Annotated in this window: 9 protein-coding genes; 2 read left to right on the top strand and 7 right to left on the bottom strand. The window is 42.0% G+C overall.

What is annotated here, in order from left to right; all coding sequences use genetic code 11:
* Positions 1-195 precede the first annotated feature (195 nt).
* From GE107_RS03925 to GE107_RS03900, 6 genes are all read right to left on the bottom strand, one after another.
* On the bottom strand, positions 196-2,580 hold the full coding sequence (locus GE107_RS03925; RefSeq protein ID WP_219638183.1) for a helix-turn-helix domain-containing protein: 2,385 nt from the start codon (positions 2,578-2,580) through the stop codon (positions 196-198).
* A 247-nt stretch (positions 2,581-2,827) separates the two neighbouring features.
* Entirely contained in the window at positions 2,828-3,112 is a 285-nt protein-coding gene (locus GE107_RS26345; RefSeq protein WP_255570164.1) for a hypothetical protein, read from the bottom strand.
* A 242-nt stretch (positions 3,113-3,354) separates the two neighbouring features.
* Positions 3,355-4,971 (bottom strand): DUF3502 domain-containing protein, encoded by a 1,617-nt coding sequence (locus GE107_RS03915; protein ID WP_219638182.1) that lies wholly within the window; start codon positions 4,969-4,971, stop codon positions 3,355-3,357.
* Between the two features lie 54 nt (positions 4,972-5,025).
* A complete protein-coding gene (locus GE107_RS03910; protein ID WP_219638181.1) occupies positions 5,026-5,907 on the bottom strand; it encodes a carbohydrate ABC transporter permease in 882 nt (293 codons plus the stop codon).
* A 16-nt stretch (positions 5,908-5,923) separates the two neighbouring features.
* Positions 5,924-6,901 (bottom strand): ABC transporter permease, encoded by a 978-nt coding sequence (locus GE107_RS03905; RefSeq protein ID WP_219638180.1) that lies wholly within the window; start codon positions 6,899-6,901, stop codon positions 5,924-5,926.
* Positions 6,902-7,196: 295 nt separating this feature from the next.
* Positions 7,197-9,482, bottom strand: coding sequence for a glycoside hydrolase family 127 protein (locus GE107_RS03900; protein ID WP_219638179.1), 2,286 nt, complete (start codon positions 9,480-9,482; stop codon positions 7,197-7,199).
* Positions 9,483-9,731: 249 nt separating this feature from the next.
* Between GE107_RS03900 and GE107_RS03895 the strand changes: the two genes are divergently transcribed.
* The gene (locus GE107_RS03895; RefSeq protein ID WP_255570161.1) at positions 9,732-10,490 is read left to right on the top strand and encodes an AraC family transcriptional regulator; all 759 of its coding nucleotides are present in this window, start codon (positions 9,732-9,734) and stop codon (positions 10,488-10,490) included.
* Here the strand turns inward: GE107_RS03895 and GE107_RS03890 are convergent.
* Positions 10,476-11,309, bottom strand: a complete 834-nt coding sequence (locus GE107_RS03890) for an AraC family transcriptional regulator (protein ID WP_219638177.1) — start codon at positions 11,307-11,309, stop codon at positions 10,476-10,478. The two genes, GE107_RS03895 and GE107_RS03890, sit on opposite strands and share 15 nt — an antisense overlap.
* A 123-nt stretch (positions 11,310-11,432) precedes the next feature.
* Here GE107_RS03890 and GE107_RS03885 point away from each other — a divergent pair, with 123 nt between their 5' ends.
* Complete coding sequence (locus tag GE107_RS03885; protein ID WP_219638176.1) at positions 11,433-13,256, top strand: alpha-galactosidase; 1,824 nt, start codon at positions 11,433-11,435, stop codon at positions 13,254-13,256.
* The last annotated feature ends 1 nt before the right edge of the window (position 13,257 follow it).

Raw genomic sequence — 13,257 nt, 5'->3', positions numbered from 1 at the left:
CCGAGTCTAGGAGCGTTCAAGTTCTCGTTTTGTCAAAATGCCGATTTGATGGTTTTCGAACTTGTTCAAAATGTCACTGTAGAGGCTCTCGATGCTTTTTGAACTCCACGGTTTCTGGCGAGCAACGGCAAATGAAAATAAGCACCTGTTTCCTTGCGGAAACAAAGTGCTTATTCCGGCCCGGGTTCCTGTCCGTCACCCGCTTTTTGAACTCGCATGATTTTGGATGCAATTTCTGTAATTATCCGGAGTTTTGCCAAAGTGTTTTTTAAATATGGTATAGAAGTGTTTACTATTCTCCGGATACCCAACCATTTCAGCAATCCTTTTGACAGGATAATCCGTTTCAATCAGAAGTCTCTGTGCTTCCGACATCCTGCATTGCGTAATATAATCTGATAATGAGATCCCAGTTATCTCCTTGAAAATAGACCTGACATAGTTGGGAGAGAGCTCTACATACTTTGCAACGGTATCCGTTGATAAATTTATGCCATCATAATGCCTTCCAACATAATCTTTGATTTTATTTGCAATCATTGTTTTGGCATCTTCTTTAGAGTCATTGCCTTTAGCCTTTACAACTTCGGAACAGAGTGAATAGAGATACTTCTTTATTTCCTCCAAGGTTTCGCAAGTTTGTATCTTGGAAACCAGCACCTTAATGCTGTATTCTCCATTCTCAACACTAGTCTTGGCTATACCGCTTAGTGTCCTTGTAAGTAACACGGCTAGCTGCAGCACGGTTATTTGTATTTCATCAGACCTATATAAAGCAAGCGTTTCAAAAAACTCATTAAGGCTTGTGTCTATTTTTCTCAAATTGCGCTCCTTAATGGCTTCGATTATTCTCTTCTCAATATCATAAGGATATTCATGTAGATCATGATTACGATTTCGTTCAGCGATATCGCGATATTTGATTACTGCTTCTCTTCCGAAAATAATTCGGTAATTCGAAGCTGCCAGCGCATTCTGGAAGGAATTACTTATCCCTTCAACTCCTTCTACAATATCACCCATTCCCGCTGTTACGGAGATCTTCAGATATTTGTATACTGTATCTTGTATTTCCTTTGTAGTCTCGATTAATTCATTCAAAACCTCATCATTTCCACTATTTACATTTAAAATAATACTTACATAATCCGGTCCGTTATCAATGCCCTCTACCTTACATCGTTTTTCACGAAAGAGTTCATTTGCAATGTTGAGAATAGCAAATCTAACTAAACTTACGTTTTTCGACCATGAACCTGTAAGAACTTTTTCAAAAGTATCTATTTTAAGTACAATGGTCAAGAAGAATGGATTGTCAAAAGTAACCCCGCATTCCGTCATATAATCTTTGTCGTAGATGCTAATATCCCCATCAACCAATTTCTCCAACAATGTCTTCTTCTTATTATTCAACATTCTGCTTGAATCCAGTCTGTACTTATCAACATCGTCAGCCAGTTCATAGAAAATATGTTTCAAATCGTATATATCAAGAAATGTATTTTTTTTCTGATTTCTAACTCTCAGTTGGATATCATGAAGCAATTTTCTAAACGGATTATATATACTTGATGTAAAAAATACAGATAAAATGATCCCCACGAATATAAAAATAATTGTAAAAATCAATAATGTTTTTTGCATAGAAAATGCTGACGATAAAAGCTTGCTATATTCGCCAATGCCTATAAATATCAAGCCTAAATGCTTTGCTTTCACATAGCTGACAAGTGATTCCTTACCATTAATCTTGGATATAAAACTGCCTCTTTCATTGTTAGACTGCAGTATTTGTTTCGTAAAGCTTTCATTGGCAAGGTTCTTATTGATCATAGAAGTGTCATCATGCGATAGTACGTTACCGTCTTTATACATAATCAATACCTGATTAAGATCCCCGGCACTTCCACTGGTAACCATCTGCTGTAATATTCTTTGATTTAGATTAATCACCAATGACGATTCAATTTCACCATGATTTGCAGCGCTTGCAAGAACCAAGGTTAAGAAATTTTCGCTTATTTTTCTATTATTTATGACATAATCCACTTTTCTTGTGAAATATTCATCTGAAACGAAATTTTCCGGTTTTCTCAGGATCTTAATTATATCTTGATCCAAAAAATCTGCAGTAGTCTGAATCCCTTCCCCGATCTCAGATATGCTGAACATTACTCTGTCAGCCTTTGAATTATAAATATAAATCGAACGAATAAGCGGATTTGACATCACATATTGCTTTAGTTTCTTTAATACATCTTGATCGGCGAACAAATCTGATTGATCAACATATAAACCATAATTAAGATCACTATCCAGATTATTAATAAATAATTGATGAAAATTATAATAAAGATTTATGAGCATTATATCCGCAATATAATATGATTGAGATATAAAATTTTCAGAGGATTGACTTACTTGCTCTATACTTCTATTGCTGTAAGTACGAAATAATACAGAGGAAAATACGGATAATAGAACGATAACAATAACGAAATAGGATGATAGGATTTTTATTAATAAATTATTTCTTCTATAGAGTGATTTTACCCTGCCCCTTACACGATCTACTTTCATTTTGCAGCCCCCCCAGTTCGCCTAAGGCCCGTTCTTCATGACCAGGTAGAAACTACGCTTCAAATTTGACAAGCCAAGGAGGCCTGTCTGATCTCTTCTCGATGGTTTCAGTATGAACAAGATAGCGCTTGCAAACTACTTTAAAATATAACGAACACTGTGATCCATCCGCCATATTTTCCCAACGCCCCATCTGAAGCTCCATCCTGCTTAAACCGTGTATAAACGATCGATAACAAATTCATGTCTACCGGAGCATTGTGATAAGAAAACCGTTCCCTTCTTGGAATAAATACTCCCCTGCTGCCGATTTTCTGTCATGATTCATGTTATAGATATAAACCGATTCTATTAAGGGATTCGCTGCTTTTAAATCCACAAGCTTATCCCGGATTCGCTTGGATTGCATGCCGGTAAATTCATCCCCGTACATCGCATTAAATATCTCCATATCATTCGTATAAAGCTGGCCGAAGTAGTAATAGGTAGATTTCAGCAGCACGTCAACCGTGTGGTAAGCTTGCTCTGTCATGGTATCGACAGATGCTAACCAATATCAGCACGAGAATGGAATGAAAAAACACAGTTTTCCCCAATAATGAATATTTGAAAGGAATACTCCTGATTCTTTTCATCGCCAACCTCCGCCTTAACGAAAATGACGACCGTTTTACTCTTCACCCGGACTGCATATGCATTTCATTACTTATATTATACACTTAAATGCCTGCACAGACTGTAAGAGTCCGCACAGGCATTGGAAAATTCAAAATTTTATTTCTTTTGAGCAAGGAAGGCGTTGATTTGATTCTTCAATTCCTCTTTAATCTTATCTACGCCTGAATCCTTCAAATCCTTATTCATCTTCGCCAAATTCTCATTTACGTCGCCGAAACCGGACAATAAGAATGGAAGATACTTGTCCATAACGGTGTTGCATTTGGCCAATTCATTTTTTACAGGCTCTTGATCAAAGGTAAATCCTGCCAATACATGTTTCTTATACGTATCCGGCTTAAATTGATATTCATAATATTGTTGAACTTGCTCCGGCAATCCTGCAGGAATTCGATTATATGTCGGATTCCAAGTCAACTGGAAAGCGGGGAAAAGGTAATTTTTAGTCGTATCCACTCCTTCCGGAATATCCCACTCCTTATCTCCTACAGCCTTCCAGTTTTTACCTTCGATACCGTAAGTGAACAAGTCATTGTTCTCCTGACTGGAGAAAATCCAATCCAGGAATTCCATGGCTCTGTCAACTTTTTTGGAATTAGCAGGGATAGCAATGAAATTCCATGCCTTGCCATCCGTAGATTGCGTACCAGGCGTCATTTCCTGATTGTTCTTGAAGATCGGCCAGAAACCGATCTCCGCGTTCGGATCTCGTGCCTTTTGCTCGTTTACTTTCCCCTTGAAACCGCCTATGGTTATGAATCCGGCAGCTTCAGGCTTACCTGCTATACCCGTCCCATTCAAGGTATCTGCCGGAATAAATTTGTTAAACCGCTTCGCTTGATTAAACTGATTCATCAGATAATTCAGACCGTATTGGGGATTAATGTTCGCCCATTCGGATGCCGGATCTCCATATGCTGCCACACCCGCGACGGATTTCCCATCATCGGCGATTTGAACGTAAATGAAATTTCTCTTCGGATTTCCTTGGCCGGTAAATGGAAATACTTTCCCCTCCAGCTGTTGTGCATTGATATCGGTAAATAGTTTGAAGAAAGCAGTATTTCCATAGTTTCCATACGGGATCATGTCTTTTTCATTTTCTTTTACTTTTTCAAGGAAATTATACAAATCGTCATAGCTGCTGATATCCTTCATTCCATACTTCTTTAGCAAATCTTTCCGATACCAGACGCCTTCCATATCCATAAACGCGTTTGTAAGCGGAACGGCATAAATCTTGCCATTGATTTTATTGTCATTGATATATTCGGGTGAAAATGCCTTCTGAAGTCCGGGATATTTCGGGTTGTTAAAGTATTCGGTCAAATCCGCCAATGCGCCGTCTCTGATGAATTTATCCTTTGACCACGGGTTGAAGAGGTCGATGTCTTCGCCCGATGAGATCCATAATTCATGCTTTGGACCATAGTCGGCAGGCGGTGTAAAGGTAAGATTCAAGGTCGTATTCAGCGTATCCTTCGTCCTTTTCTCAAACTCCTTAACGACGGAATCGACATCGCGATACATCCCGTTTTCAACCCCGAACAGACGAATATTAAGGGTAACCGGATCCTTCTTGGCTGCGGGTGCAGAGCTATCTGCTGAAGGCGCAGCGCTTCCAGCCGGCTCCTTGGATACTTTGCTGCATCCAACGATTGAAGCAGCAAGCATGGTTGCAGCAAGCGGCAATACCAAAAACTTTTTGTTCATCTTTCTTCCTCCCTTATATTGTCCAATCATCTATACTAAACCGCTATTGCGGGTTTAGCCTTTAACAGCTCCAACTACTAATCCCTTAACAAAGTACTTTTGCAGGAATGGATAAACAAAAATGATGGGACCTACAGTGACTACGGCTGTAGACATTCTGACGGTATTCCTTGGGAGTACATAACTAACTGTAGCTCCTTGCATATAATCCAATTGATACATAAAATCCACTTCTCTCATTACCTTCATGATCAGATATTGCAAGGAGTACAGATCTTTATTGTCAATAAAAAGGGTGGCTGTAAACCACTCGTTCCAGAAACCGAGTCCATAGAACAATCCGATCGTGGCCATTGCAGGTTTTGCCAATGGAAGGATGATTTTAAATAAAATATAGATGTCATTCGCTCCATCTATTTTGGCGGACTCCGCCAGCGAATCCGGTATTTGCTTGAAGAAGTTTCTTAAGAGAAACATATTAAACGGATTAACCAATCCCGGTAAAATATAAACCAAAATATTATCACTTAAACCCAAATATTTGGAGATAAGTAGATACGAAGGGATCAAACCTCCGCTAAACAGCATCGTAAAATAAACGAAAAAAGCAATCTTGTTTCTGTGAGTAAACGTTTTGACGGAAAGGGCATAAGCCATCGCACTGGTAACGATCATGCAAAGGATCGTACCCACAACCGTGAAAATGATCGTTGTCTTGTAAGCGGTGAATATGGTGTTATCCTGAAAGATGACCTCGTAAGCCGTTAACGAGAAATGTTTCGGAATAAGAGCAAAACCGGTCAATTGTACAGCTTTTTCGTCTGATAAGGAGCTTGATAGAATAAGGATAAAAGGCACAATGCAAAATATAGAAAATAGGGCCATAAAAAGATAAGAAAATGTATCGATTGCTTTGTTCTCCAAGCTGTTTTTCATTTATAATCTCCTTTCTTTAAAAAATGGCTGAATCCGAATCATACTTCTTGGCAAAATAATTCGATACATATACGATGATTAAACCTACAAGGGATTGATAAAATCCGATCGCAGTAGACATGCTGATGTCATTCATTTGCCTAAGCATTCTAAATACATAAGTGTCAATGACATCGGTCGTTTCGTACAAATTAGGGTTGTCGCCTACAATCGCATAAATCATTCCTAAATCCCCATGGAATATGCCTCCGATGCCGAACAAGGTCAAAAGCACTACCGTTGTTTTAAGCTGCGGCAACGTAATCTTTGTAATACTCTGCAATCGGCTGGCTCCGTCAATTTTGGCAGCTTCATAGATTTCCTGGTCAATGCCTGCTATAGCAGCCAAATAGATAACGGAACCGAAGCCTGCGGATTTCCATATTTTCAAAACAATCAGTATTCCGACCCATAAATTCGGATTGGAGTAAAAATTGATTTCCTGCCCTTCTTGAATGAAACCAAACGCTTTCAAAATGGAATTAATATATCCTACATCCGTCGACAATAATGCAAAAACAAACATCGAAACTAATGTCCAGGATATAAAATTCGGCAGAATGACAATCGATTGCGTCACTTTCTTGAAATGTTTGGAGGTGATTTCGGATAGCACAATGGCAATAAGGATCGAAAAAAACAACCCGGTAACAAGAAACAATATATTTAAATAAAGCGTGTTCCACGTTACAACCAGCCAATCCTTTGAGGTGAAGAAATACTCAAAGTTTTTTAATCCTACAAATTTACTTTTAAAAAATCCTTTAACAGAATTAAAGTCTTGAAAAGCTACCACTAACCCCACCATTGGCAGATACTTGAAAATAAAGAAATATAAAACACCCGGCAAAACTAATAAGTACAAATAGAAATTTTGTTTCACATCGGTTAGGAAGCTCTTTTTATTCTTCTTGATTACTACGCTGTCTGCTTTATTGCTCAAAGCTACATTCACATTTAACATCCTCCTCGTATTCGCCTGATTCCGTTTACTGTGTTGAACCGGCAGCCCCTGTGCCCGGCTGATAAGGGTACTATCGCAGATATCCGGTGCATTCCATAGTTTAAGAAGCTTCAAAATCAATGAATTGCAGCCATTCGAGTTCTTCAAAAAGCTTCAAATTGATTATTTTGATGCGAACTTTGCTTGTGAGTCACGCGCTTCAGCATACTCTTCGATGAATGATCACAAAAAAACGCCTGAACAGGGTATTTCCTGTTCAGGCGAACGTCACTTCTTGACTTTTTTATTAACGATGGGCTACATCCTGTTTAATCATGCGAAGAACGCCATAGATGCCATTCTCCTTCTGGCGCGGCACGAACCTGACGGTTACGGCTTCCTTGCCTGCCGTTAATGCGTCAGGAAGGACGAAGATTCGCTCATAGAACATCCGCTTCCATTCTTGCGGGAACATCTCGGTGACCAATTGCTCTCCGTCAATCAAGATGTCCAAGCTTCTATTGGTGTGCATGTGGTTAAAGGTCACGGCTAATACAGCGCCAGGCTGAACTTTCATCCGATAGCTGAACCATCCGCCGGCTTCAACCTTCCTTCCGTTCAATCCTTCCCAAGTGCCGCCGTATGTCCGTTCTCCCTGTACCTGATGCTCCAGTTCGTATTGGTCATTTCCTATTTGTATAGCATCAATGGTTGCTTCTCTTATGCGCCGTTCCCGTTCCGCTTTGTCCACATGCTTCTTCAGCTCTTCAGATCCCTCTTCCAGGAGGCTCCAGTAGATGCCGTATCTTTCGCGATGCTGCTTGTAATGCGGCGTAAAGACAAGCCGTTCGTCTTCATCCGTATGTTTAAGGGTAAACGCCAAATCCTCGCCCCGACGAATCACATGCTCGTCGAAACGGCCCAGCCATTCCTCGACTCTCATTCCTTGCGGAACGATATAATCTTTGACCGTCATTCGCCTGGTCGCAACGCTGACATTTACGCCGGTATTCGATTCGACCATATCTTCTGTGCCAAGCGCCGCGCTTAAGACAACCGGGCCATATTGGAGCCCAATGACATGTGGCGCATCAGGCAGGCGGGAATAGGCAACCTTCATCGGAATTCGCAGCCCGATCGTATCGCCGTCCATCCAAATACGGTTGAGAATCGCATAACCCCGCTCCATGACAGGTGTAACCCGTTCTCCATTAACCGTCATTTCAATGGCGTCAACTGCCCAATAAGGGATACGAATGTGAACGGCAAGCTGCCTTGGCTCGTTCGATTCGAATGAAAATTGAACCTGATCGGTTTGAGGGAGCGTGGTGGACTGCGTAATCGTCACCTTTTGCTCCTGCCAATGCAGCTTCGAGCTTACGAATTGATTGACATAAAGCTTGTTATCGGCATGGAAATAAATGCTGTCATTCAATTTGGTGAAGCTTTCCATTCCCGTACCGGTGCAGCACCAGAAATGTTCGAACGGGGAGCTGTAGATTTTGAAATATCCGGTTGCCATAGGCTGAAAATACATCGTCATGCCCGTATCCGGATTTTGGGATGACAAGATGGCATTGATATACGTTCTCTCGTAAAAATCGGCGTATTTGATATCTTGCGTAAGCTTGAACAGTTCTTTGGTCAGCTTCAGCATATTATAGCTGTTGCATGTTTCGCAGGTAACATCGGAACGCTTGCTGTCCAGCACATCAGGTTCGCCGAAATGCTCGCACTCGCTGTTTCCGCCCGTGATATAGCTGTGGTGGTAAACGACGGTATCCCAGAAGTTAACGGCCGCTTCAAAGTAGCTGCGTTCGCTCTCCCCAAGGGTCAAATACCGGTTCAATGCGCCGATAAACTTCGGAATCATCGTGTTGGCATGTTTGCCCTTCAGTACATCTCTTCCCTCCCGAAGCGCTTCGAACAGGCTGATCTCATCAAACCGGTGGGCGGCCTCAAGATGGCGGCTGTTTCCCGTCAGCTTGTAAAGATCGTACAGGCAATCGTTCATGCCTCCGTATTCGACAGCCAGCACGGTTGCTTGCACCTCGTCTGTCCATGCGCAAGCGCGGTTCGCCACCCAATCGCCCAGACGGTTCACCACATGATAAGCTTGCTGCAGCTTCGCAGCATGATAGACGGCAATCAGGCCTGCAATAATTTTATGCATGGTATACCATGGCACCCAAGCGGGTTTGCGATTCTCCACATTGTCAAACAGCGTTTCGGGAAAAGCCGATAAATAACCGCTATCCTGTTGGCATTCGGCCAATTCGGCCACAAGGTATTCGATTCTGGCGAGCAGATCCTGATCTTTCGTTTGCGAATAAGCTTGGGCGACAGCGGTCAAATAGTGGCCTAACGTATGGCCTCGAATTTCAGTATTCTCCCATCCCGGGTATTTATCCGCTTTCGGCTGCAAGCCCTTCGTTTCACGGAAGCCGGCTAGAAGGCGGTCGGCTTCGTAGCGGGTCAAATAACTCCATTCTTTCTTGAATGCATGGGTAAGAACTTCATCCCTTAATTGCACTTGATCAAGCTCGAAATGCTTTAATGGGGTATGGCTGAAGTGTGCTTTCAACGAGATCATCCTCTCACGATTTGAATACTAGCTTATTACGAACACGTAATTCAGGTAAATAGCGTAAGGTTGGATTGCATGTCAAAAGGTAAGTTTTTTTGAATCGTTCTTTGAAATTTGCCTCTTTTATAATAAGATTAATTGTGAAAAAGGCAGAAAGGATGGCAGCTTGTGACCTGCTACAGCTTCCGTGTCGATTCACCCGTATCCCTCGTTATGACCGGCAAATTCGTTGCTCCCTCATCAGAGTGGAAGCACATGTACCGTGTATTATTGGAATTCGAACTGTTTATTCAAACCCGCGGGACCTTATATATTGCGATGGACAAGGAACGGCATGTCCTGAATGAAGGAGACTTCCTGCTCATGCCGCCCCAAGCCGTGCAATACGGTTATCGGGAATCGGACTGCAGCTTCTATTGGCTGCATTTCACGGTTCAAGGCGGCTATGAAACCCTGGAAAGCGGCGCGGCCGGGTATCAGCCCGGCGTCATAACGATTCCCGCCCAGGGGACGCTTCGAAGTCCCGATAAGCTGATCGTCATGATGAAGCAGCTTCAGGATTCCGTCCGCAGCTATCGGGAACAAACTTTGAACAATTATTTGACGACCAGTATTTTATGCGAATTGTATAATCAGCTGTCTATTGTCCAAAACCAATCCAGGAAGAATCGCAAGCAGCAGCTGTATAACGACATCGTGGATTATATCAAGTGGAACCGGATGGAGAATATGAAGGTGAATCAATTGGCCGAACATTTCGGCTACAATGCCAAGTATTTATCCTTCTTGTTCTCGGAGATCGCGGGAATCTCTTTAAAGCAATTCATGTTGCAGGAGAAGACGGATGCCGCCAAGTCGCTATTGACCGATACGAATCAAAGCATAAAGGAAATATCGCAGCAGCTAGGGTACTCGGAAAGTCATCAATTTACGCATAGCTTTAAGAAGATGACCGGCCTTGCACCAACCGATTACCGTAATGCATACTCCAGTCGGTTGTTATTTTATAAGTGAATAGTTATTGATGGACTGTTGAAAGAACTCTTGCTCTCTCCATTGCGTGGGAGTCAGATGAAAGTGTTTTTTAAACAGCTTTGAAAATTCCATCTGATTTCCATATCCGACACTATTGGCAACCTCTTTAATGGTCATACTGCTTTTTTTGAGCAACTGTGAAGCCATCTCCATTTTAAGAGAAATGATAAACTGCTGTGTGCTTATGCCGCAAATGCTTTTGAAGGTACGCGCCAGATGACTGCGATCTATGTTTAGAAAATGTGCAATTTCAGAAATGGATATTCTTTTGTGAACATTGCTTCTTATGAAGTTTTTTGCATTAGAGACATAGGTTTCTGCCGTATTCTCATCTTTCTTCAATAATTTTCCCTTCGTAAGTGCCGCGATAAAAGACCAAAAATGGCTCATGATTGTTTCAAAGTCAGACCAGCCTAAATCGATGATATTCTTAAGTGCGTTTCCAACGCCATGATCATCATTTATAACGTGGTTTTCGTGTGAGAAGCCTGTCACAGTCATAAGCTTTTCCGAAAAACTGCCGTCAAACTCAATCCAGCGATACAGCCATGGCTCATGGTCATCTGCCTTATAGTATGCTGTTTGTTTCGGACGAATCAAAAAAAACTGTCCTGCATGTACCTTATAAGCTTTTTTATTAATATGCAGCTCGCCTTGCCCGCTATAAACATAGTGGATTAGATAGAAGTTGCGCACTGCAGGTCCGAAGGAATATCCGCTATCGCACTGCTGTTCACCATATTGCATGGGATAAATATCGGATGACGTAAAAGGGCTTTTGGCATAATAGAGTTTCATTGAAATCAGCTCCTGAAATTAATATATCACATTTTCCCATAATCACTCGTTAAAAACATATGTATTTACCCATTTATTTGTCCTATCATAACAATGTAAATCCAAGCTTAAGGAGGATTTCTTATGGACAAGCTTATGAATTTAAAGGCTAGAACTACATCAAGGACTGCGCCTGACGAGATCACGGATCCTGACTATATGTTTCCGGCTTTCTCAAACGGCAAGGTGCTTTTAGATAAAAAGCGGGGACGTCTCCCTGCCATGGGCTGGAACAGCTGGAATGCTTTTGGAAGCAAGAACAATGAGGAACTCACAAAAGCAATGGCAGACGCGATTGTTGATTTGGGACTTGCGGATCTGGGATACAAGTATGTCGTGCTCGATGACGGCTGCTACAAGTCCGAGCGCGTAAACGGCTTACTTTCAAATGAAACGATTAAATTTCCAAGCGGCTTTAAGGCATTATCCGATTACATCCACAGCAAGGGACTTAAATTCGGTATGTACAATGATATAGGCACGAACCTTTGTGCAGGCTCTGCGGTAGGTACGTGCGGCTTTGAGGATGTCGACACGAGGTCTTATATTGACTGGGGGGTTGACTTTATAAAGGTTGATAACTGCTACTACCTCTGGGACAATGCAACGTTCTCAGACTCAGCGAATGCAAAGTATTCCTATGCCCCGAATATCAGAAGCATAACGGTTTCGGGTGAAGGGCTGAAAATCACTTTAAATGCAGTTAAGGACGGTGTGCTTTTAGGCCAGGGTGCATCCAAAAACAGTGGCGACTATGTAACAAATATCGGTACATTCGACGGAACAAACGTGGGTACGACGCCTGTGGGCGACCGTTGGGGCGAGCTTCAGTTTACTGTGAACGCGCCGGCTGGCGGAAAATACGCCATAACCGTAAATTACGCAAGCGGCGAGGAGGAAGGCATTGGACGCTGGCTTCAGCTTGCAGTAGGAAGCGCAGATCATGAAACTAGATATTTTGATCATTTGCTTCCTCTTACCCCAAGTACAGCTGCATTTGAAGATTCGGAAGAAATAACGGTATCCCTAAGCGAGGGAGAAAATATCATACGTCTCATGAATCACAGAAGGCAGGAAAATACCCTTAATTCCTATGCGGCTCTGCTTGAAGGCCTGAACAAGGCCGACCCTGATCATGATGTTGTATTCTCCATCTGTGAATGGGGTAAGACACAGCCCCATAACTGGGGATATAAAGTCGGGGACTCATGGCGTATTCTTAATGATATCACCTTCTGTGTCGGCTCTGACGGTGATCCGGGCTCCGCCGAATGGAGTTCAAATCATACCGCAAGCATAACCTCGCAGTACAGTAAGGCGGTTATTATGGACGAGTTTGCCGGACTGGAAAAGGGTTGGAACGATCCCGATATGCTTGTAATCGGTATGAACGGAATTACAAATCCCATGGATAAAACGCATATGACGATGTGGTGTATGATGAATGCTCCGATTATGCTTGGATTGGATTTAAGACGGGTTGCCAAGGGGGACGAGCTATGGAAGATTATTGCGAATAAAGACGTAATCGCCTTGAATCAAGATCCCCTCGGTATTCAGGCAAAAAGAATTTACTGCTCGCTCGATAATACCAATCCCGATACGGCTTATATTACGAATACCAACCGTGTTGATATTCTTGTAAAGCCTCTTGCGAACGGAGATCTTGCAATATCCTTTATTAATCTCAGCGACTCAAGAGATACGAAGGAGCATTCCGTTGATGTAAGCCGTATTATCGATTACATTGGGCATAAAATGATTAGCGATGTAAAATTTAAAAATTCTAGAAGTTTTTATGTAAGGGATTTATGGACAGGCGAGGTTACAACGAACATTTCAAGGACCTTCTCTGTTACAGGAATTGACGCCTACGACAATGTTACCCTAAGAGTAACTCCTGTTTAAT

This window comes from Cohnella sp. CFH 77786, from assembly GCF_019400745.1.
Classification (GTDB): domain Bacteria; phylum Bacillota; class Bacilli; order Paenibacillales; family Paenibacillaceae; genus Cohnella.
Note: the sequence above shows the minus strand (reverse complement) of the source record. Positions and strands in the feature narration are given on the sequence as shown.